General features: G+C 62.0%; 18 protein-coding genes. 2 read left to right on the top strand and 16 right to left on the bottom strand.

The features are described from left to right. Positions 1–155: 155 nt before the first annotated feature. From ntrX to dusB, 5 genes are all read right to left on the bottom strand, one after another. Positions 156–1,535 carry a nitrogen assimilation response regulator NtrX gene (gene ntrX / locus AC3YOG_RS19690; protein WP_127753137.1) on the bottom strand — a complete coding sequence of 460 codons (1,380 nt, stop codon included), beginning with the start codon at positions 1,533–1,535 and terminating at the stop codon, positions 156–158. Further along, positions 1,535–3,868 (bottom strand): sensor histidine kinase NtrY-like, encoded by a 2,334-nt coding sequence (locus AC3YOG_RS19685; RefSeq protein WP_489936320.1) that lies wholly within the window; start codon positions 3,866–3,868, stop codon positions 1,535–1,537. The genes ntrX and AC3YOG_RS19685 overlap by 1 nt, the downstream gene beginning before the upstream one ends. A gap of 156 nt (positions 3,869–4,024) precedes the next feature. After that, positions 4,025–5,473: a nitrogen regulation protein NR(I) gene (gene ntrC, locus AC3YOG_RS19680; RefSeq protein ID WP_127753139.1), complete on the bottom strand. Its 1,449-nt coding sequence runs from the start codon at positions 5,471–5,473 to the stop codon at positions 4,025–4,027. Beyond that, entirely contained in the window at positions 5,470–6,591 is a 1,122-nt protein-coding gene (locus AC3YOG_RS19675; RefSeq protein ID WP_127753140.1) for a two-component system sensor histidine kinase NtrB, read from the bottom strand. The genes ntrC and AC3YOG_RS19675 overlap by 4 nt, the downstream gene beginning before the upstream one ends. Continuing rightward, positions 6,588–7,592 (bottom strand): tRNA dihydrouridine synthase DusB, encoded by a 1,005-nt coding sequence (dusB, locus tag AC3YOG_RS19670; RefSeq protein WP_489936319.1) that lies wholly within the window; start codon positions 7,590–7,592, stop codon positions 6,588–6,590. The genes AC3YOG_RS19675 and dusB overlap by 4 nt, the downstream gene beginning before the upstream one ends. Before the next feature lie 174 nt (positions 7,593–7,766). Between dusB and AC3YOG_RS19665 the strand changes: the two genes are divergently transcribed. Then, positions 7,767–8,960, top strand: coding sequence for a bifunctional 2-C-methyl-D-erythritol 4-phosphate cytidylyltransferase/2-C-methyl-D-erythritol 2,4-cyclodiphosphate synthase (locus tag AC3YOG_RS19665; RefSeq protein ID WP_489936318.1), 1,194 nt, complete (start codon positions 7,767–7,769; stop codon positions 8,958–8,960). Then, complete coding sequence (locus tag AC3YOG_RS19660; protein WP_127753143.1) at positions 8,960–9,463, top strand: CinA family protein; 504 nt, start codon at positions 8,960–8,962, stop codon at positions 9,461–9,463. The genes AC3YOG_RS19665 and AC3YOG_RS19660 overlap by 1 nt, the downstream gene beginning before the upstream one ends. On the opposite strand, the gene AC3YOG_RS19655 is transcribed toward AC3YOG_RS19660, so the two are convergent. The 11 genes from AC3YOG_RS19655 to AC3YOG_RS19605 all read right to left on the bottom strand — a co-directional run bounded on the left by AC3YOG_RS19655 (position 9,451) and on the right by AC3YOG_RS19605 (position 21,311). Beyond that, complete coding sequence (locus AC3YOG_RS19655; RefSeq protein WP_489936317.1) at positions 9,451–9,891, bottom strand: type II toxin-antitoxin system RatA family toxin; 441 nt, start codon at positions 9,889–9,891, stop codon at positions 9,451–9,453. The two genes, AC3YOG_RS19660 and AC3YOG_RS19655, sit on opposite strands and share 13 nt — an antisense overlap. Beyond that, the gene (gene lipA, locus AC3YOG_RS19650; protein WP_127753145.1) at positions 9,891–10,844 is read right to left on the bottom strand and encodes a lipoyl synthase; all 954 of its coding nucleotides are present in this window, start codon (positions 10,842–10,844) and stop codon (positions 9,891–9,893) included. The genes AC3YOG_RS19655 and lipA overlap by 1 nt, the downstream gene beginning before the upstream one ends. Positions 10,845–10,933: 89 nt before the next feature. Next, entirely contained in the window at positions 10,934–11,980 is a 1,047-nt protein-coding gene (locus AC3YOG_RS19645) for a Gfo/Idh/MocA family protein (RefSeq protein WP_489936316.1), read from the bottom strand. A gap of 48 nt (positions 11,981–12,028) precedes the next feature. Beyond that, on the bottom strand, positions 12,029–13,468 hold the full coding sequence (gene lpdA, locus AC3YOG_RS19640) for a dihydrolipoyl dehydrogenase (protein WP_172123378.1): 1,440 nt from the start codon (positions 13,466–13,468) through the stop codon (positions 12,029–12,031). A 30-nt stretch (positions 13,469–13,498) separates the two neighbouring features. Next, positions 13,499–14,149, bottom strand: coding sequence for an SGNH/GDSL hydrolase family protein (locus AC3YOG_RS19635; RefSeq protein WP_489936356.1), 651 nt, complete (start codon positions 14,147–14,149; stop codon positions 13,499–13,501). A 5-nt stretch (positions 14,150–14,154) separates the two neighbouring features. After that, a complete protein-coding gene (locus AC3YOG_RS19630) occupies positions 14,155–15,546 on the bottom strand; it encodes a pyruvate dehydrogenase complex dihydrolipoamide acetyltransferase (protein ID WP_489936315.1) in 1,392 nt (463 codons plus the stop codon). 11 nt (positions 15,547–15,557) lie between these two features. After that, positions 15,558–16,919, bottom strand: a complete 1,362-nt coding sequence (locus tag AC3YOG_RS19625) for a pyruvate dehydrogenase complex E1 component subunit beta (RefSeq protein ID WP_489936355.1) — start codon at positions 16,917–16,919, stop codon at positions 15,558–15,560. 36 nt (positions 16,920–16,955) lie between these two features. Beyond that, positions 16,956–17,309: a hypothetical protein gene (locus AC3YOG_RS19620; protein ID WP_489891141.1), complete on the bottom strand. Its 354-nt coding sequence runs from the start codon at positions 17,307–17,309 to the stop codon at positions 16,956–16,958. A 7-nt stretch (positions 17,310–17,316) separates the two neighbouring features. Further along, positions 17,317–18,312 carry a pyruvate dehydrogenase (acetyl-transferring) E1 component subunit alpha gene (pdhA, locus tag AC3YOG_RS19615; RefSeq protein WP_248305332.1) on the bottom strand — a complete coding sequence of 332 codons (996 nt, stop codon included), beginning with the start codon at positions 18,310–18,312 and terminating at the stop codon, positions 17,317–17,319. 138 nt (positions 18,313–18,450) lie between these two features. Continuing rightward, positions 18,451–18,849 (bottom strand): FtsB family cell division protein, encoded by a 399-nt coding sequence (locus AC3YOG_RS19610; protein WP_489936314.1) that lies wholly within the window; start codon positions 18,847–18,849, stop codon positions 18,451–18,453. Positions 18,850–19,016: 167 nt separating this feature from the next. Next, positions 19,017–21,311 carry an NADP-dependent malic enzyme gene (locus AC3YOG_RS19605; protein ID WP_282567575.1) on the bottom strand — a complete coding sequence of 765 codons (2,295 nt, stop codon included), beginning with the start codon at positions 21,309–21,311 and terminating at the stop codon, positions 19,017–19,019. Between the last annotated feature and the right edge of the window lie 58 nt (positions 21,312–21,369).

Here is a 21,369-nt window from a genome sequence, read left to right as displayed (position 1 = left end):
GTTGCGCGACGCCTCTGATTGAGCGTCTGTATGGTCCCCGGAAGCACCGCGTTGTTCCGGTTTATGGGGTCGTCGTTTGGTCCGGCACTATGGCACGCCTGCTTTTTGCTGCCTACCCGCGGCGGCTGCATGGCTCGGCTACGTTTTCCTCGGTCTTAGAGTCCCAGCGACTTGATCTTGCGATGCAAAGCACTGCGCTCCATACCGACGAACTCCGCAGTCTTGGAGATGTTCCCGCCGAAACGCTCGATTTGCGCCAGCAGATACTGCCGCTCGAACACTTCGCGCGCGTCGCGCAGCGGCAGGCTCATCAGATGGGCCGACGAGTCGGTGTCCCCTACGGTTGGCAGCACCTCGCCGATATCAGACGGCAGCATGGCTGCGCTGATTGTGCCGTCTTCGGGCTGCTGGTCCTTCATCAGAATGAGGAGCCGTTCGATCGAGTTGCGCAACTGGCGGGCATTACCGGGCCATTCCTGTGCCTGGAGCACCGCCATGGCGTCGTCGCCGACGGCCAGGCGCTGAAGATTGTGCATGCGGCAGACCTGCTCAATGAACACGTTGACCAGCGGCGGCACGTCTTCGCGCCGCTCCTTAAGGGGCGTGATCGGCAAGGGCACGATGGAAAGGCGATGGAACAGGTCGCTGCGGAATTCTCCCGACTCGATCTGCGCGGCAACGTTCTGCGAGCTTGAGGCGATGATGCGAACATCGATCGGCACCGCCTGGGTTCCGCCGACACGATTAAAGCGGTTCTCGACCAGCGTACGGAGCAAGGCTGCCTGGGTGGCTTGCGGCAGCGTGGTGACCTCAGAGAGGTACAGCGTGCCGCCATGAGCTTTCTCGAGCGCTCCGACTTCAACCTTGAGCACGCCGGACTTGTCGCGGGTTTCGCGTCCAAACAGCACCACCGGCACTTCTTCCGGGGCGTAGAGCGAGGCGTTGATCTCCACAAACGGCGAATCGGCGCGGGGGCTGCGTTGATGCAGCAGGCGCGCGACGAGCCCCTTGCCAACGCCTGAAGGGCCGGAAATGAAGATGCGCGAATTGGTGGGCGCGGATTTCTCGATCAGGCCGCGGACCTGCTGGAGCGCGGGGGAGCTGCCCACCATTTCGCTCTTGGTGGCCGATCGCTCCTTGAGCTCGGCAACCTCGTTGCGCAGGCGCGTCGCTTCCATCGCCCGCTGGGTGATGTGGAGCAGCCGGTCAATCTTGAACGGCTTTTCGATATAGTCATAGGCGCCGCGGCGGATGGCAGAAACAGCGGTTTCGACATTGCCGTGGCCCGAAATCATCACCACCGGCATTTCGGGGTGCTGGGACTGGAAGACATCGAGCAATTGCAAGCCGTCGAGCCGCGAGCCCTGCATCCAGATGTCGAGGAAAACGAGGCTGGGCCGCCGGCGGGCGATCTCGTTGAGACCGCTATCGGCGTCATGAGCCTGGCGAGCTTCAAAGCCTTCGTCCTCAAGGATGCCCGCAATGAGTTCGCGGATGTCGTCTTCGTCGTCGATGATCAGAATGTCGAGTGCCATTAGGTGTGAACAGCCGCTTGCATGAGCGGTTCCTCCTGTTGGGATGGCCATTGTTCCTGCCGCGAGGAACCGGCGTTATCCGGAAAGCTGTGGGGCGAGCGGAGGGGCAGCGTGAAGGTCACGCAAGCCCCTACCCGGCCGCTGGGATCTGGTTCGGCGTCGACCAGCTCGACGATACCGCCATGCTGTTCGACAATCTTGGCGACGATGGCGAGGCCCAGCCCCGTGCCCTTTTCGCGCGTGGTCATATAGGGCTCGAGCAGCCGCTGCCGGTTGTCCTTAGGCCAGCCCTTGCCGTTGTCAGAAACGGTGACCCGGGCGAAATTGCCTTCAAGTTGCGCCGCGACCGTGATGGTGGGCTCCCAATCAGGACCAGTCGGCACCGACTCGAAAGCTTCCACCGCGTTCTTGATGAGGTTGGTGAGCGTTTGGGAGATCAGGCGGCTGTCAAAGAAGGCAATGATGGCCTTTTCGGGCAGATGCGTGATGATGTTCAGATCGGGCAAGCGGACGCTTTCCAGGAACACGGCCTGGCGCACGGTATCTGACAGATCGGCCGGTTCGGGCGCCGCTTCTGGCATGCGCGCGAAGGCCGAGAACTCGTCGACCATCCGACCGATATCGCCAACCTGCCGGACGATGGTGTTGATGCACTTGTCGAACACATCGCGATCATCTTCGAGCTTGGCGCCATACCGGCGGCGCAGGCGCTCGGCGGAAAGCTGGATGGGCGTCAGGGGGTTCTTGATCTCATGGGCGACGCGGCGCGCCACGTCGGCCCAGGCGCTGGTGCGCTGAGCCGATTCGAGATCGGTGATATCGTCAAAGGTCAACACATAGCCCTTGGATTCGGCGATGGAGCCTTCGCGGGTGAGCTGGACCTGATAGGTGCGCCGGTCCGTTTCGTTGCCGAGCTGGATCTGATCGCGAACCTGGCCGCGACGCGCCGAACGGGCTCGCTCCAGGATGGGTGCGAGCTGGCTCATCACATCCTCGATGCGCTTGCCCATCAGGCTGATTTCATCGGTGTCCAGCATCTCGCAGGCGCGGGCGTTCACGAGAGTTACCGCGCCAAATGAGTCGAGGCCAATGATGCCGGCGGAGACGCCCTCCACCACCGCTTCGGTGAACTGCCGACGCTTCTCGTTCATCTCGTTGGCCGTCAGCAGCGCTTCGCGCTGAGAGCGCAACTGCTGGGTCATGCGGTTAAAGCCAGTGGAGAGATCACGCAGATCGCCCCTGCCCTCCTGCACGGGCACCTGAACGTCCAACTCGCCGCGGCTGACGCGGGAGGAGGCGATCATCAGGTTACGGATTGGGTCGACGAACCGGTTGGCGAGCGCAATGCCGGTCCAGAGGGCGGCGAGGAGCAGCACCACCGCGAGACCGATATACATGATGGTAAAGGTGATCTGCAGCACCAGGCGGTTGGAGGCGTATTCCCGGTACTCGGTGATGTTCTCGTCGGTGAGGCGCATATATTCGAGCACCTCGGCGTCAACCGGCCGGGCGACGAACAGGAAAGTGTCGTCATAGCCGCGCAGCTTGACGATGGAGCCGACCAGATTGGTCTTGCCCGGGGCAATTGAAGTCGGAGCCCCCTCCCCCACGCCTTGGGTGATTCCCTCGGGTAGCTTGGGATAAGCGCCTTGGACGGCAATCTGGGCACGCATCAGCGTTTCACCGTCGCCGGTGATCAGCGAGGTGAAAGGGAGCGAGCGGGTAATGGCCAAGGCAGTCAGGATGCGTCGGAAGCGGTCTTCGTCCTCCTCGAAGGTGCCATGGGCCTGCTCAAGTTCAGCCGCCACCCAGATGATGTCGTCGCGCAGCACCTGGGCATGCTCGAGCATGTAGGAGCGGGCGACGAGGCGCGAGCTTTCGACCATGGCCCGGGTGCGCTCGGAGAACCACTGGTCGAGCCCCTGATTGAGCGCCAGCGAAGCCACGACGGCAACGATCACTGCGGGAACCGCCGCCACAAAGGCGAACATGCCAACCATCTGGATCTGCATGCCGGCGCCTGCCTGACGGCGCAGGCGCGCCTGCACCAGCAAGGTCGCCTCCGTCACCACGAGGGCGATCACCAGCAGCACGAGGATGCCAGTGACGATCCAGATTGCGGTCCACACCTCCGGAGATGGCTCGATCCGCGTGATGCCAGACAGAATCAGGAAGGACAGCGAGGACATCAGCACCGATGCCACTACGACCACGAAGCCCAGAACGCGGAGCGGTCCATTGCCAGCGGCGGCAAACAGCGAGCGCGACTTTGCTGCAGCCTTGGCTGGCCGCCCCGCCTTGTATCGGATGATCCTGCTTGTCGCTTCGGTCAAATCGTGGTCCGGGCCCGTTGCTGCCGTGGGGAGGCGGAGCCTGACCCAATTCGCTCCTTCCTTCAAGATAATTGTTGCCGAAATGTGACACCCGCGGCCGCGGGGCGGCCGTGCTTCCGCTGCTTGGAGCGGTTTCGGGGTCCTAATCCACCTGGCTCAGCCGTTGCGGCGGCTGTGTTTCACAATTTCGATGCTGTGAGTGCGGATCTTCTTGCGTAACGTGTTGCGGTTCAGGCCCAGCAGGTCCGCGGCCTTGATCTGATTGCCACCGCAGGCGTTGAGCGCCATGGCGATCAGCGGGGCTTCTACCTTATCGATCACCCGCTGATAGAGCCCGGCCGGGGGCAGATTGGGCTCGTACTCGCGCAGCAGTTGCCCCACATGGGTTTCCACCGCCATGGAGACGTCGACAGGACCGCTGGGGGCCGACGAGGGGGAGCGATCAATGATGTTGAGTTCGTTCTGGACGATCTCGGCGGAAATATTCTCGTCGACATAAAGGGCGGAAAGCCGGCGAACGAGGTTTTCCAGCTCGCGCACATTGCCGGGCCAGGCATAGTTCTGCATGAGCCGAATGGCTTCGGGCGTGATGGTCTTGGGCGGCTCGCCTTCGCGTTGGGCCGAGCGCAGGAAATGGGCGGCGAGATCACCGACATCCTCCACCCGCTCGCGCAGCGGCGGCAGCCGAAGCGGCACGACATTGAGGCGATAAAACAAATCCTCTCGGAACAGTCCCTGCCGGATCATCTGGCTGAGGTCGCGGTGAGTGGCGGCGACGATGCGCACATTGGTCTTGATGGCACTGCGGCCACCGACCATCGTGTATTCTCCCTCCTGCAGCACGCGCAGCAGCCGGGTTTGCGCGTCCATCGGCATGTCGCCGATTTCATCGAGAAAGAGTGTGCCCCCTTCGGCCTGCTCGAAGCGGCCAGAAGAGCGCGCATTGGCACCGGTGAACGCCCCTTTTTCATGGCCGAACAATTCGGCCTCGATCAGGTCGCGGGGAATGGCGGCCATGTTGATGGCTACAAACGGGCCATTGCGGCGCTTGCCGAAGTCGTGGAGCGCGCGCGCCACCAGTTCCTTGCCGGTGCCGCTTTCGCCGTTGATCATGACGGTAAGGTCAGTCTGCATCAGCCGGGCAAGAGCGCGATAGATGTCCTGCATCGCGGTGGAGCGGCCCACCAGCGGCATGGTTTCGCCGGGATCTTCCGCTTTGCGTTCGGCAGGGGTGGGCTTTTTGGCATCGGCCAATCCGCGTGCGACAACCGACAGGACTTCGGTGATGTCGAACGGCTTGGGTAGGTATTCGTAGGCACCAACCTCGGAGGCCCGAATTGCCGTCATGAAGGTGTTCTGGGCCGACATCACGATCATGGGCAGATCCGGCCGGATCTTCTTGATCTTGGGCATGACCTCAAAGGCATTGCCGTCGGGCATAGCCACATCAGTGATGAGGATGTCCCCTTCCCCGCGGCTGACCCAGTTCCACATGGTTGAAATATTGCCCGTGGGACGAACCTCGTAGCCCGCACGGGTCAAGGCCTGATTGAGCACCATGCGAATAGCGGCATCATCATCGGCAAGCAGAACAACGTGACTCATGGAGCCGAAACCTCTTCGGATGGCGCTTGAGAAACGCCACTGGCGACCGGAAGGAGAATGCGGAAGCGCGTGCGGCCGGGGCGGCTCTCGCAATCGATGACACCACCATGATCACCGACGATCTTGGCAACAAGGGCAAGGCCAAGGCCCGAGCCATTGGTCTTGGTGGTCACGAATGGATCAAACAGGAACGGCAGAATATCAGGAGGGACTCCCGGGCCATTGTCTTCGATCACGATCTCGAGTGGCAGCGAGATACGTTCGGAAACGCCGGTGACGCTGATGCGAATGCCCGGGCGGAACGCCGTGGTCAGCCGGATCTCGGGTTTTTGCGTGCGCTCCAGTGCCTCGGAGGCATTCTTGACCAGGTTGATGAACACCTGGATCAGCTGGTCGCGATTGCCGAGCACCGGAGGCAGGGACGGATCGTATTCCTCAGAAAAGGCAATGCCGCGGGCAACACCATTGCGCGCGAGCAGCTTCACCCGATCAAGGATGACGTGAATGTTGATAGCGTCGCGTTCCATGGGCCGCTCGTCGCCAAAGACCTCGACCCGGTCGATCAGGTTGACGATGCGGTCGGTTTCCTCGCGGATGAGTCGGGCGAGCGGAATTTCCTCGCTGGCAACGGATTGTTCCAGAAGCTGGGCGGCACCTCGAATCCCTGAAAGCGGGTTCTTGATCTCATGGGCGAGCATGGAGGCCAGGCCGGTGACCGAGCGGGCGGCACCGCGCGAAACCATCTGCCGGTCGATCTTGTCGGCCATGGTGCGCTCCTGGATGAGGATCGCGATGCGGCCATCGGTGTCGGAAATCGGGCTGGCAAACACGTCGGCAATGCGCTCGTCACCGAAGCGCGATGAACCCACCCGAACGCGATATTCCGTCATCGGTGCCCGCCGGGTAGCAACGGTATCAACGAGCCCGATAATGGGCGAGCCGAAAGCAATGAGATCATCAAGCTTTTGGCGGCTGAGAACGCTGAGCGAAGCGCCGAAAAAGGCCTCGGCAGCGTAATTGACGAAGGTGATCTGGCGGTCTTCCGCGCATACTATGATGGGCTGTGGCAACGCCTGCAGCACGGCGGTGGACGGGAACTCATCAAGCGTCGCGTTCAAGCGGCAACCCTCCAGTCGGCGGCATAAAGGCGAGAGATCATGCTGAGCACCTCAGGCGGCGACTCACAGTTAAGCAGCGCGGTGCGAGTGGCTTTGTCGAAGGAAAGACCGGCCGCTTCTGCGTACCAGTCGAGGTGCTTGCGGGCGGCGCGAAGGCCAACAGCGGTGCCATATTCAAGCAGGATCGCTTCGTAATGCTCGGCGACGAGTTCGGCCAGCGCAGTGCCGATCGGTGCCTGAGCGGGCGCTTCGCCAGCAAGCTCGGCGCCGATTTGACCCACAGCCCAGGGGCGGCCTTGGGCCCCCCGGCCCAGCATCACCGCTGCAGCGCCGGACAGGGCCAGCGCCTCGCGCGCAGTGACGAGGTCGACGATGTCGCCATTGACCACAACGGGCACTGAGACAGCTTCAACCACGGCGCGCACGCGCTCCCAGCGGGCCTGGCCCTTGTAGAATTGCTGGCGAGTGCGCCCATGCACCGTGATCATCTGCGCTCCCGCCTCGACAGCACGGCGGGCGATTTCGGGCGCGTTGAGGGAGTCGTCGTCCCAGCCCAGACGCATTTTCACCGTGACCGGCAGCGGAGTGGCGGTCACAACAGCATCCACCAGGGCAATGGCCTGATCGGGCACCCGCATCAAGGCTGAACCGGAATACCCATTGGTCACCCGCTTGGCCGGACAGCCGAAATTGATGTCGATGATATCAGCGCCAGCCTCATAGGCAGCGCGCGCCCCAGCGGCCATCCACTCCGCTTCGCAGCCGGCCAGCTGTACCATATGCGGCAGGGAGCCGGCGGGCTTGCCAAGCTTGCGCACCATGTCCTGGTGTCCCGTGGTGAGGGCGGCGCTCGCGATCATCTCCGACACCACCATGCCGGCACCGAAGCGCTCGGCAAGGGTGCGGAACGGGCGGTCGGTTATGCCCGCCATCGGGGCCAGCAAGGCATTGTTCGGAAGCTGATGCTTTCCGATGCTCAACGCGCAGGCAAACTTACTCACCAACTGCCCCGGATTTATTCACTTCGTGGGATTTGCCTGCACAATAATCAATTCCACCGAGCACGCAACAGTCAAACGCTGCGCTGAGGGAGAGGCCTGCCTGCACTTGCCGCATGGCTGCAGCGCGGTTAGACCAGCGCGATGTGACGGTTTGTTGTCCCAGGTTCCCTGCTTATGCGTTCTCGATCCATCGCCGTCATCGTTGTTGCTGCGGGGCGCGGCGAACGAGCCGCTGCAGGCGGCGTTTCCGAGCCCAAACAGTATCGCATGCTGGCGGGCGAAGCGGTGCTGTCGCGCACCCTCAAGGCATTTCTGGGGCTGCCCGAAGTTCAATATGTGCTGCCGGTTATTCATGCCGAGCATGCCGATCGCTTTGCGGCTCTAGAATTGCAGCATGAGAATTTGTTGCCCCCGGTGTTGGGCGGCGCTACCCGGCAGGCTTCAGTGCTGGAGGGGCTAAAAAGCCTCGCCAAGCTGCGGCCGGACTACGTCTTGATCCAGGACGCTGCTCGCCCACTGGTGGAAGGTGACGTGGTCGCCGGGGTGATCGATGCGCTTGCCGAACTGGAAGGCGCCCTGCCCGCCGTTGGAGTAACGGACACCATCAAACGCTCGCCAGATGGGGCCCTGGTCACGGCGACCGAGGATCGCTCGACCTTGTTTGCGGCGCAGACCCCGCAGGGTTTCCGCTTTCCACAATTGTTCTCGGCGCATATGCGCGCTTCGACGGTGCGGCGCACCTTCACCGACGATGCCGAGATCGCCGAATGGGCCGGCCTACGCGTCGGGCTGGTGCCGGGCACGCATCGCAATATCAAGATTACCCACCCAAATGATTTCCAGCTAGCCGAGCGCCTGCTGGCAGGAGCTGAGATGATCACAGAAACCCGTGTTGGCACCGGCTTTGACGTGCACCCCTTCGAGCCGGGCGACGCTGTCTGGCTGGGCGGCGTGCGTATTCCGCACACCGCCAAGCTCAAGGGTCACTCCGACGCGGACGTGGCGCTGCATGCCCTCACCGACGCGCTACTGGGTGCCATAGGCGAAGGGGATATCGGCATTCATTTTCCGCCCAGCGATGACCGATGGAAAGGCGTCGGTTCCATCGTGTTCCTGCGGCACGCCGGTGACCTCGTGAACAAAGCGGGCGGCCGGATCGTTAATGTCGACGTCACGATAGTTTGCGAGCGGCCGCGGATTGCCGAACATGTGCCCGCCATGCAAGCTGTGATCGGCGAGGCGCTTGGAATTGCGACTACGAGAATCGCGATCAAGGCGACGACGAACGAGCGGCTCGGTTTTATCGGGCGGGAGGAAGGAATGGTCGCCATGGCCAGCGCCAGCATTGAACTGCCGAGGCTCGATTGATGACCCTCACACCAGAGCCTGGTCGGGCGGAGCGCGTCATCGCGCTGCTGGCTGCTGCCGGCAAGACCATCGTCACCGCCGAAAGCTGTACCGGGGGGATGATCGGGGCGGCCATCACCGATGTTCCCGGCTCATCATCGGCCTTTTACGGCGGCTATATCACCTACGCGAACGCGGCCAAGTCGCGCATGATCCAAGTGCAGCCCCGCTTGATCCGGGATTATGGCGCCGTGTCCAACCAGGTTGCCCGCGCCATGGCGGACGGCGCGCGCAACACGGCGCGGGCTGACTACGCCCTGTCAGTCACCGGTATTGCCGGTCCGGACGGGGGCAGCGAGAAAAAACCGGTGGGCCTGGTTTATGTAGCGATGTCGTCAGAACTCGCGACCGTCGTTATCGAGCACCGCTTCGGCGATCTGGGTCGCGACGGTATCCGCCGCGCCAGCGTCGATGCAGCGCTCGATTTGGCGCTTCAGGTGCTAGCGGATGTTCAAAGCCCGTAGCGCCGGTCCGCTTCCTCGCCAAAGGCGCGCATGATCTCTTCCTGCTTGGCCGCAAAGGCGGGCTCGGCCACGGCGGCGATAAAGGGATTGGAGATTTTGAAGTCGATCTCGAAGCGCACGCGTGTCCCCTCCCCTTCCGGCTCGAAGCGCCAGCGACTGTCGAGATAGCTAAAGGGACCGTCGACCGCCTTGGCATCGATTACCAGTGCTTCAGGATCCAGCTTCACCCGGCTCGTATAGGCCTGCGTGATGGGACCAAAGGACAGGGTCATGCGGGCAAGCCGGGTACTCTCGGGTGCGGCCGGGTCGGGCTGCACCACCATGTTGCGGCAGTTGGGCACGAAACGCGGATAGTCTTCCAGATCGGCGACGATTTCGAACATGCGTTGGGGCAGATGCGGCACATGCCGCTCAAAAGTACGTTTCATCAATAACCAAGCTTCTGGAGCCGTGCAGTGCGAAGGCGTGCGAAATCTTCGCCCGCATGGTGGGACGAGCGCGTCAGCGGGCTAGAGGACACCAGGGAGAAGCCCTTAGCGGTCGCCACGGTGGCGTAGGACTTGAACTCCTCGGGGGTCACGAAGCGCTGTAGTGGATAGTGCTTCTTGGTGGGCTGCAGATACTGTCCGATGGTGAGGAAATCCACATCAGCCGAACGCAGATCGTCCATAAGCTGGAGCACTTCGTTGCGCTCTTCACCCAGCCCGACCATGATCCCCGACTTGGTGAACATGGTGGGATCGAGCTCCTTGACCTTCTGCAGCAGGCGGATGGAGTGGAAGTAACGGGCGCCTGGCCGCACCTTCAGATATTTGGACGGCACCGTTTCCAAATTGTGGTTGAACACATCGGGTTTGGCCGCAACGACGATCTCCAATGCGCCATCCTTGCGCAGGAAATCGGGGGTCAAAATCTCGATCGTGGTGCCTGGGTTGCTGGCGCGGATCGCCAGGATAACTTCGGCGAAGTGCCGGGCACCGCCGTCAGCCAGGTCATCGCGATCCACCGAAGTGATCACGACGTGTTCGAGCCCGAGCTTCTGCACGGCCTTGGCGACATTCTCCGGCTCATTGGGATCAAGCGGCCCCGGCAGGCCCGTGCGCACATTGCAAAAGGCGCAGGCGCGGGTGCAGATCTCGCCCATGATCATCATGGTCGCGTGCTTCTTGCTCCAGCACTCGCCGATATTGGGGCAGCCCGCCTCCTCGCACACGGTGACGAGATTATTCTCGCGCACGATCTGCTGGGTTTCCTTGTAGACCGGCGAGCCCGGCGCACGGACGCGGATCCAGTCGGGCTTGCGCAGGACGGCGTTGTCGGGCCGGTGCTCCTTTTCAGGATGGCGGGGCCGGAGGAGCGAATTGTCGATGAGCGTAACCAAGATGAGGTCCTGACTGGCACGGTGTGCCTGCTATATCGCTCCCTTACGGGGCCGGTTCAACCCAGCCTCTCGTTGCATGACGGAGAAGTTCAAACCCTCTCCATCACCTCGGCGATTTCGACCCACTCGCCATCGCGAAATGCCGAAAGGATCGTCGCCTGGACGAGGGCTAGGGAATAAAGGTTGTCCTCGCCCGAACTGAAGCGAGCCGGGACCGACCCGGTCTCGATCACCTTGGCGACCGCGGCTAGGGTTCCCCTGCGGTCGGGGTATTCCACCGGCGCCAGTTCAACCTGCTTGGGCTGAGCATCACGCTCGCGGGTTTGCAGCCGATCCGGACCCGCCTTGCCCATGAAGTGATCCCGCGAGGTCCACCAGATTTCGCCTTCCGAGCAGTCGATGGTCCATTCCCCGGCCCAGGGCGTGGCCGGACCATTGCTCATCCAGGAGCCCCGATAAGAGACAATCACGCCCTTCTCGAACTCTATTGTCGCAACGCCTGTCGGGTGATGCCCAAAGGGGCTGCCCGCCGGGTTCCAGGTGCGGCAGGACACGCGCTTGGGATTGTCGTTGAGCACCATGCGCATGAGGTCGAAATGGTGGATAGACATATCAGCGAGCAGCGGATCGGGCATGTCCCAATAGCGGTAGCCCTGGGATGGCGCATGGCGGCGGAAATCGATGGAAACCAGATTGATCGGCCCGAACTTTTGCGCGCCGATCATTTCCGCGGCGGCGATCGGAGCTGGCTGGAAGCGGTAGTTCTGGCTGACCATCAAGATACGGTTGCGCGCTTTGGCGAGCGCCACCAACTCCTTGGCCTGCGCGATAGTTGAGGCAAAGGGCTTTTCGACGATGACGTTGAAATCGAGTTCAAGCGCCTGCTTGACCACCGGATAGTGTGCTTCGGTGCGCAAGGTGGCGATCACCAGATCCGCTTCGACGCTGCGGGCAGCCTCTTCGAGGCTCAGAAAGCATTTGTTCTGGGGGACACCCAGTTCAGCCTGGACGCGCGCAATCGCCTTGGGATTGGCATCCACATAGGCCACCATCTCGACCGTGGGGACCTGGGGAATAACTTCCTTGGTCCAGTCAAAGCCCCAGAACCCGAGGCCGACCTGAATGGCTTTGACCATCTGGCTTGTTCCCTGTGTTTGTCCGCAGCGCGCTCGGTGCTGGCGCGACTAGACGTTCAACGCCCGCCCATAGGCATCCAGAACGCTTTCCTTCATCGTCTCGCTCAGCGTAGGGTGCGGGAAGATGGTGTGGATCAGCTCTTCCTCGGTGGTTTCGAGGTTCATGGCGATCACAAAGCCCTGGATCAATTCGGTCACTTCAGCCCCGATCATGTGGGCACCGAGCAACTCGCCGGTCTTGGCGTCGAAGATGGTTTTGACGAGGCCATCGGGTTCGCCCAGCGCAATGGCCTTGCCATTGCCCACGAATGGGAAGCGCCCAACCTTGATCTCGCGGCCGCTTTCCTTGGCCTTGGCTTCGGTGAGACCCACGCTGGCCACCTGCGGCTCGCAATAGGTGCAACCCGGGACCTTTAGCTTTTCGAGCGGATGGGCGTGCATGCCCGCGATTTTTTCGACCGTGATCACCGCTTCATGCTCGGCCTTGTGCGCCAGCATCGGGGGACCCGCGACGTCGCCAATGGCCCAGATACCGTCCACATTGGTCTTGCCGAAGCCATCGATCACGATGGCGCCGCGCTCGGTTTTCACACCAACGGTCTCAAGCCCGATATTCTCGATATTACACTGCACACCGATGGCCGAGATCAGCTTTTCGCCACGGATCTCCTGCTTTTCGCCGCCCTTGAGCTCAACATGAGCAACAATGCCGTCCGCTGTCTTGTCAACCTTGGCCACCTTGGCTTCGGTCAGGATCTTGATGCCGCGTTTTTCCAGACGCTTGCGCGCAAGGCCCGATATCTCGGCATCCTCCACCGGCAAGATCTGCGGCAGCAGCTCGATAATCGTCACTTCCGCCCCCATGGAGCGGTAGAAGGATGCGAACTCGACGCCAATCGCGCCCGAGCCCATCACCACCAGCGACTTGGGCATGCTCGCCGGTTTCATGGCTTCAAAATAGGTCCAGATGCGTTCCCCATCTGGCTCGATGCCGGGCAGCACGCGAGGACGGGCACCGGTAGCGATGATGATGTTCTTGGCCTTGTAGGTCCCCTCGCCCAGCGCATTCTTGGGCACCGGGCCCTGCGGCTGCACGATCGCCTTCTTGGTCGGCGCAACCCGGATTTCACCCGGTTTGGTGAGGACGGCTTCGCCCCAGATGATGTCGACCTTGTTCTTCTTCATCAGAAACTGCACGCCATTGTTCATCTGCGCGGCAATGGCGCGCGAACGCTTGACGATGGCATCCATGTCAAAGCCGTAGTCATTGGCCTTGAGCCCGTAATTGCTGGCATGCTCCATATGGCCGTATACCTCGGCCGTGCGCAGCAGAGCCTTGGTGGGGATGCAGCCCCAGTTGGAACAGATGCCGGCCATGTGCTCGCGCTCTACAACGGCAACTTTCATGCCCAGCTGTGCCCCGCGAATGGCGGCCACATAGCCACCAGGGCCGGCGCCGATCACGAGTAAGTCGTATTGGTCAGCCATTTTGGCCTCCGAATGGTCGATAGAAGCGGCTCAAAGAGCCAGCATGGATGCGACGACAGGCACAAGGCCCTCGCCGATTGCGCGGGTATTGGCCGCGTCCAAATGAATTCCGTCCAGCGGATCAGGCGTGGCGACGGTGCTGGCGTCGAAAAAGCCAGTGCTCAATTCCTGCGCGCGGCGCTGGTAATGGGCCGCGAACTCGCCGGATTCCCGCACCGCATGCTCGATGCCGCCAAAGCTGCGGATCATGTCGGCATTGTCGGTGGCGCAGGCGAGCGGGGGCGCCACCAGAAGGATTTGAGGCACCGGCTCGTTGAGCATGGCGAAGTGACCACGCGTGAGCTGCACCAGGCGGCGCATGCCAAAGGATGCGGTCAGCGCGCTGCCGCACACTGCCGGCTTCAGATCATTGGTGCCCAGCATGATAATCACGAGATCAAGCGGAGCATGGCTCGCGAGCAACGTCGGCAGGATGCGGGCGCCATTGCGATCGGCGTCAGCGGTCCAGTCGTCAAAGGCCGTGGTGCGACCACCGAGGCCTTCGGCGATCACCCGCACTTGACCGCCTAGGCCAGCCTCAAGGACACTGGGCCAGCGGTTCTCAAAGGCATGGCGCGGGCCCCCCGTGAGCGGATTGGCGCCATAGGTCAGGCTATCGCCATAAGCCAGGATGGTTTTCATCGCGCTCACGCCAGCATCATCAAGGGAGTTTCGATCAGGCCCTTGAACACGCCCAGGAGTTCTGCGCCCAGGGCACCGTCGACGGCGCGGTGATCGCAGGAGAGCGTAACCGTCATGAACTGGCCGGTCTTGACCTGACCCTTTTCGGCATAAACGCGCTCTTCACCGGCACCAACCGCCAGGATCGTGCCATGGGGCGGGTTGATCACCGCCGCGAAGTGCTTGATGCCGTACATGCCCATATTGGACACCGAAGTGGCGCCGCCCTGATACTCATGCGGGGCCAGCTTCTTGTTGCGGGCTCGCGTCGCGAGATCCTTGACCTCCTCGGAGATCTGACGGAGCGACTTGGTGTCGGCTGACTTAACGACTGGCGTGAACAGCCCGCCGGGCACCGCCACGGCGACCGCAACGTCGGAGCGCTTGTGATAGAGAATGGAGTCGCCCGCCCAGGTGGCGTTTGCCGCTGGCACGCGCTGCAGGGCCAAGGCCCAAGCCTTCATCACGAAGTCATTGACAGAAAGCTTGAACTCGGGCTTGCCGTCCTTTGATTTTGGCGCACCGGCATTGATCTGCTCGCGCGCTTCCATCAGTGCGTCGATCCGGCAATCAAGCGTCAGGTAGAAGTGCGGAATGGTCTGCTTGGACTCGGTGAGGCGCTGGGCCACCACCTTGCGCATGCCGTCGTTCGGCACGATCTCGTAGCTGCCTTCCTCGTACATGGCCATGACCTGGCTCTTGCTGAGGCCTGCGGGAGCGGCGGCGCCAGCGGTCGATGCCGGTGCTGCAGCGGCGGCCGGAGCCGTCTTGGGCTGAGTTTTGCCGGAGCGAAGCGCTTCGATATCGGCCTTGATCACGCGGCCCTTGGGGCCGGAGCCCGCAACAGTCGCGAGATCAATGCCGCTTTCACGCGCCAGGCGCCGGGCAAGCGGCGACGCGAATACCTTACCATTGCCGTTGCTGGCCGAGGGTGCCGCTGTTGCTGGCGCCGGCGCCTGCGGCTGAGCGTCCACCGGTGCCGTCGAAGTCGTCGAAGTGCCCTTGTCATACATCAGCGTGCCGGCATCGCCCTTGGCCGGCTCCTCGGCAGCAGGTGGTGCTTCCGCTTTCGGCGGTGCAGCAGGAGCGGGAGCGGATGTAGCATCGGCGCTTTCGCCTTCCTGCAGCAGCACGGCTATAACGGCATTGACCTTCACGCCGTCGGTGCCTTCGGCCACAAGGATCTTGCCGATCTTGCCCTCGTCCACGGCCTCCACTTCCATGGTGGCCTTGTCGGTCTCGATTTCGGCGATCACGTCACCGGAGGAAACGGTGTCGCCTTCCTTGACGTGCCATTTGGCAAGCTTGCCCTCTTCCATCGTGGGAGAGAGCGCCGGCATGGTGATATCGATCGGCATCGGAACTCTCCTTAGGAGCGGTAGGTCACGGCATTAACAGCCGCGATCACTTCATCGACATTGGGCAGCGCCAGCTTCTCAAGGTTGGCGGCATAAGGCATCGGCACGTCCTTGCCCGTCACGCGCACCACCGGCGCATCAAGGTAGTCGAATGCCTGTTCCATCACCCGCGCCGACAACTCGGCACCAATGCCGCCCTGCGGCCAGCCTTCTTCCACAGTCACGAGGCGACCGGTCTTCTTGACCGATTCAATAACTGTATCGCTATCCATCGGGCGCAGCGTACGCAGGTCGATCAGTTCCACATCAACGCCAGCGGCGACCAGCTTCTCAGTTGCCTGCGTGGCGTAGCGCATGCCCATGGAGAAGGACACGATGGTCACATCAGCACCCTTGCGGGCGATGCGGGCCTTGCCGATGGGCAGCAGGAAATCGTCTATCTTGGGCACAAGGCCGCTCGAGCCGTAGAGAATCTCGTTCTCGAGGAAGATCACGGGATTGGGCGAGCGGATCGCGGACTTGAGCAGACCTTTGGCATCGGCGGCACTATAGGGCGCCACGACGGTCAGGCCCGGAACATGGCTGTACCATGCCGAAAAGTCCTGGCTGTGCTGGGCGCCCACGCGCGCTGCCGGACCATTGGGGCCGCGGAACACCATGGGCGCATTAACCTGGCCGCCCGACATATAAAGCTGCTTGGCGGCGGAGTTGATGATCTGGTCAATCGCCTGCATGGCGAAGTTGAAGGTCATGAACTCGACAATCGGCTTGAGGCCGGCGAAAGCGGCGCCGACTGCCAGCCCAGCAAACCCGTGCTCGGTGATCGGCGTGTCAACGACGCGCTCGGGACCGAACTCTTCGAGCAGGTTCTGGGTGATTTTGTAGGCACCCTGGTACTGGGCGACTTCCTCGCCAATGATGAAGACGTCCTTGTCGCGCCGCAGCTCCTCGGCCATGGCCTCGTTGAGTGCCTGGCGGACCGTCATCTCAACCATCTCAACGCCTTCAGGCAGGTCGGGATCGCTCTGAGCGGCAAACTTGGGTGCTTCGGCAGCGCCTGGTGCTTTGGCTTCAGCCGGAACCGAGGTGGTCTCGGCAACGGGTGACTGGCCCTGAGGATCGGACGATGAAGCCTGGGCAGCGTTTTCCTTGGCTTCGCCAAGTTCTTCGTCTTCGCCCAGCACCAGGGCAATGGGCGTGTTGACCTTAACGCCTTCAGTGCCTTCCTCGATCATCAGCGACTGAACGGTGCCGCTATCAACAGCTTCCACTTCCATGGTCGCCTTGTCGGTCTCGATTTCGGCCAGAACGTCGCCGGGCGAGACTTTGTCGCCGACCTTCACGAGCCACTTGGAAAGCTTGCCTTCTTCCATGGTCGGAGAAAGTGCAGGCATGAGAATTTGAGGCATTTAGCTCTCCAGCGAAAGCGCAGCGGGCCCAATGGCCGGCAGGCTGGCAAGGGAAAAAGACAGGGCAGCTATTCCGGTGGGGACAGCGCGTGTGTTCGCCGCCCAACCACTCAGCATCAAGCCCAGAACAACAAAGACCAAAAAGGCAATCACGGCACGCTTATACACCCGTAGATGCGGCAGGGCTCGGGCCCCGCCACGCACTTCCAGCGCACTGAACTTCCACCATCCGAATGGGAACAGTGACGCCAGGCCGGGCTGGGCGGCGAGCCGCACCATTGCCATTGCCTGCACCACTGCAACGATCAGTGTCAGCAGCGCAAACAAGGCAACAACGCCCAGAAGGATGCTCATTCGAGCCTCAGGCCGAAACGGTGACGTCGGTCCAGAGCTCGGCGGCATCCGGCTCGGGATCATTGGTCGCAAAATCGGCGGCCTCGCTGACGATGGCGCGAATTTCGCTTTCCAGCGTCTTGAGCGTTTCTTCGGTGGCCAAACCGCCTTCCAGCAGGCGAGCACGGACCTGCTCGATGGGATCACGCTCCTGGCGATACTTGGTGACCTCGTCCTTGCTGCGGTACTTCGCGGGATCCGACATCGAGTGGCCGCGATAGCGGTAGGTCAGCATTTCGAGGATGTAGGGCCCCTTCCCCGAGCGGGCATGCTCGATGGCGCGCTTGGCTGCATCGTAAACCAGCCGCACATCCATGCCATCCACCTGCTCGCCGGGGATGTCGAAGCTCAGGCCGCGCTTGGAAAGGTTCGTGGTGGCGGCAGCCCGTTCGAGTGAGGTGCCCATTGCGTATTTGTTGTTCTCGATGATGAACACCACCGGCAGGTTCCAGAGCTTGGCCATATTGAAGCTCTCATAAACCTGACCCTGATTGGCGGCGCCGTCGCCGAAATAGGCAAGGCTCACCGAATTATCGCCCCGGTACTTGGCAGCAAATGCCAGGCCAGCACCCAGTGACACCTGGGCGCCCACGATACCGTTGCCGCCGTAAAAGCGGTGCTCGTTGGAGAACATGTGCATCGAGCCGCCCTTGCCCTTTGACAAGCCGCCGCGGCGCCCGGTGAGCTCGGCCATGACACCCTTGGGGTCCAGCCCCATGACCAGCATGTGGCCGTGATCACGATAGCCGGTGATCTGCGCGTCCTTGCCCTTTTCGCTGGCCATGGTTACGCCAGTGACGACCGCCTCCTGGCCGATATAAAGGTGGCAGAAGCCGCCGATCAGGCCCATGCCATACATCTGGCCGGCCTTTTCCTCGAAACGCCGGATCAACAGCATCTCGCGGAAGGCCTCGAGCTCCTGTTCTGCGCTGAACTGGGGAACATTGGATTGCGTCGTTGCCATGCCGGCTACACCCTTACGCGCCATATCAAGCGCTCCGCTATGAGGGGAAAAACACGCTAGGCCAAGTTGGCCACAGAACCGCAAGTTAACGCAAGCCGCCACGCTACGGCAAGCCCGCCGGGTCGCCCTCAGCGCAGGCTACAGGGTTGTTTCTGCGTTCAAAATTCCGTTTAACCTATCCGCGGTTATTTCGTCGAATGAACCGGATAGTGGTTTACCTGTGCGCGGATCGACCATCACGATGATGTCCGCTTCGTTCGCCATGTTCAGCATAGCACGGGCGCGCTCAGTCACTAGGTCTGGGTCCAGGCGGCGCGTGTCCATGAGGGTCCCGCGGTGCTTATAGGCGTCGATCTCAGCCTGCAAAGCGGAGGATGTGTTCTTCAGGACGTCGATGTCGGCCAAGATCTGCGCGCGGCTTTCGATGCCGAACTGCCCGCCAATGGCAGAAAAGCCCAAATAGCCCTGGAACGCGAGCAAAGCTGCGGTCAGGCCAAGTGGGCGCCAGAATGGGGGTCGCTTGAGACGAGTCGGCATAAGGGCCAGCTGCTGTTGAACGGCACGATCATGCGCCAGCAGGGCTTAATGACAGGTTGCGATGCCGGTGCAATTCCAAGGCGCGATGGGCCAGCGAGGGGAGCACCTCGCCCCCTCGCTAACCGTCGGCCTACAATCTTCACCGCTGACTTGTTTCAACGGCGGAACTACTGATCCGATTCCGTCATCCCAATCGCCTCGGTCGCCGCGATCGCGGCCATGTTCACGATACCGCGGCTGGTGGTCGAAGGCGCCAGAATATGGGCCGGCGCCTTGGGCCCCATCAGGATGGGTCCAACGGAAAGCGCATTGTTCATTTCCTTGAGCAGCGTCATCGACAGATTGGCGGCGTCGAGATTGGGGAAGATCAAGAGGTTGGCTTCGCCGCGCAGGATTGTGTCCGGGATATACCGTTCGCGCAGCTCCTCATTGAGCGCCAGGTCCCCCTGCATTTCGCCTTCAACGATCATCTCGGGCGCGACCGCCTTGAGCTTCTGGTAAGCCGCCCGCATTTTGAAGGCGCTGTCGCCGTCACGCGAGCCGAAGTTCGAATAGCTGAGCAGCGCTACTCGCGCTTCGATATTAAAGCGCTTGAGGTGATTGCGAGCCTGGAGAGCAATCCCCACGATCTCGTCAGGTGTTGGGTCCATGTTGACATAGGTGTCAGCCAGGAAGAATGCGCCGCGTGGCATGATCAGCATGGAGAGAGCCGAAACATCGCTCACCCCGTCCTGCAGGCCAATCACTGAACGGATATCGCGGACATGCTTGATGAACCGGCCTTGCAAACCGCAGATCAGTGCGTCCGCCTCGCCCCGCTGGACTGCCAGTGCCCCGATCACCGTGGTGTTGGTGCGCACCACCTGACGGGCGGTGTCCGGCGTCACCCCGTCGCGACCCACCAGCGAATGGAAGAGCGAGACATAGTCGCGATACCGCGGATCGTCTTCGGGGTTGATCACCTCGAAGTCGTCCCCGGGTCGAAGATTGAGGCCAAAGCGCTCGATGCGTGCTTCGATCACGGCCGGGCGCCCGATCAGGATGGGGCGCGCGATCCGGTCTTCCAGCAGCACCTGGGTAGCCCGCAAAACGCGTTCGTCCTCGCCGTCGGCAAAAGCAATGCGTTTGTTCTGGCCCTGGGCTCGATCAATGATCGGCTTCATTACGAGGCCAGAGCGGAACACAAAGCGATTGAGGCTATCGCGATAAGCTCCAAAGTCTTCGATAGGCCGCTTGGCCACGCCCGAATCCATTGCGGCGCGCGCGACAGCCGGGGCAATGCGCAGGATCAGGCGCTGATCGAATGGGTTGGGAATAATGTGCTCGGGACCATACACGGCCGGCGCACCCGAAGGCGATACTTCGAGCCCCGGCTCATGGGCGAGCTTGGCAATGGCACGCACCGCCGCAAGCTTCATTTCCTCGTTGATGGTTGTCGCGCCCACGTCCAGCGCACCCCGGAAGATGAACGGGAAGCACAGCACGTTGTTGACTTGGTTGGGGTAGTCCGACCGGCCGGTGCAGACCATAGCATCGGGACGCGTAGCTTTTGCCACCTCGGGCATGATCTCGGGATTGGGATTAGCCAGCGCCAGGATCAAGGGCTTGGGCGCCATCTTCTCGAGCATCTCTGGGCGAAGCGCCCCAGCGGCGGAGAGCCCCAGGAACACGTCGGCGCCGTCGATGACTTCAGCCAGGCTTGTGGCGTCGCTGACGCGCCGGAATTGACCGCGCCACTTGTCGTTGACGTCGTTGCGCTTGTGGGTGACGAGGCCGTCCTTGTCCGCAACCCAGATGTTCTCGTGCTTGGCGCCGAGCGCCACCAGCACATTGAGGCAGGCAATGGCCGCGGCCCCTGCCCCCGAGGTGCAGATCTTGACGTCCTCGATGCGCTTGCCAGCCAGTTCAAGGCCGTTGAGCACCGCAGCACCCACAATGATGGCAGTGCCGTGCTGGTCGTCGTGGAACACCGGAATGGGCATGCGCTCGCGCAGGGTTTCCTCGATCTCAAAGCAATCGGGCGCGCGGATGTCTTCGAGGTTGATGCCACCAAAGGTGGGCCACAGCGGCGCCACCGCCTCGATGAACTTGCCCGGATTGATCTCGTCGATCTCGAGGTCAAAGACGTCGATGCCGGCGAACTTTTTGAACAGGACCGCCTTGCCTTCCATCACCGGCTTGGAAGCGAGTGCGCCGATATTGCCCAGGCCCAGCACTGCTGTGCCGTTGGAAATCACCGCCACGAGGTTCTGCCGGGAGGTATAGCGCGAGACCGCGTCGGGGTTCTGCGCGATTTCCTCGCAAGGCGCCGCAACGCCAGGAGAATAAGCGAGTGCCAGATCGCGCTGGTTGCCTAGGGGCTTGGTGGGCTGAATCTCAAGCTTGCCCGGCTTGGGATATTCGTGGAAGTGAAGTGCCGCTTCGCGCAAGGCGCGACGCTGCTCGTTGATGTCCGTCGACAATCCCGTCTCCTCCGAGGTGGATTCCCGGCCATCGGGCCGGCTGGCGCGTTCGTGCCAC

The organism is Devosia sp. Z6_126, from assembly GCF_058133495.1.
Note: the sequence above shows the minus strand (reverse complement) of the source record. Positions and strands in the feature narration are given on the sequence as shown.

Bases quoted from the DNA above. Each gene is read 5' to 3' on its own strand.
- ntrX (WP_127753137.1), bottom strand. From the start codon at position 1,535: ATGGCACTCGACATTCTGATCATCGACGACGAAGACGACATCCGCGAA.
- ntrC (WP_127753139.1), bottom strand. From the start codon at position 5,473: ATGAGTCACGTTGTTCTGCTTGCCGATGATGATGCCGCTATTCGCATG.
- AC3YOG_RS19665 (WP_489936318.1), top strand. From the start codon at position 7,767: ATGCGTTCTCGATCCATCGCCGTCATCGTTGTTGCTGCGGGGCGCGGC.
- AC3YOG_RS19660 (WP_127753143.1), top strand. From the start codon at position 8,960: ATGACCCTCACACCAGAGCCTGGTCGGGCGGAGCGCGTCATCGCGCTG.
- AC3YOG_RS19655 (WP_489936317.1), bottom strand. From the start codon at position 9,891: ATGAAACGTACTTTTGAGCGGCATGTGCCGCATCTGCCCCAACGCATG.
- AC3YOG_RS19645 (WP_489936316.1), bottom strand. From the start codon at position 11,980: ATGGTCAAAGCCATTCAGGTCGGCCTCGGGTTCTGGGGCTTTGACTGG.
- lpdA (WP_172123378.1), bottom strand. From the start codon at position 13,468: ATGGCTGACCAATACGACTTACTCGTGATCGGCGCCGGCCCTGGTGGC.
- AC3YOG_RS19635 (WP_489936356.1), bottom strand. From the start codon at position 14,149: ATGAAAACCATCCTGGCTTATGGCGATAGCCTGACCTATGGCGCCAAT.
- AC3YOG_RS19630 (WP_489936315.1), bottom strand. From the start codon at position 15,546: ATGCCGATCGATATCACCATGCCGGCGCTCTCTCCCACGATGGAAGAG.
- AC3YOG_RS19625 (WP_489936355.1), bottom strand. From the start codon at position 16,919: ATGGAAGAAGGCAAGCTTTCCAAGTGGCTCGTGAAGGTCGGCGACAAA.
- AC3YOG_RS19620 (WP_489891141.1), bottom strand. From the start codon at position 17,309: ATGAGCATCCTTCTGGGCGTTGTTGCCTTGTTTGCGCTGCTGACACTG.
- pdhA (WP_248305332.1), bottom strand. From the start codon at position 18,312: ATGGCAACGACGCAATCCAATGTTCCCCAGTTCAGCGCAGAACAGGAG.
- AC3YOG_RS19610 (WP_489936314.1), bottom strand. From the start codon at position 18,849: ATGCCGACTCGTCTCAAGCGACCCCCATTCTGGCGCCCACTTGGCCTG.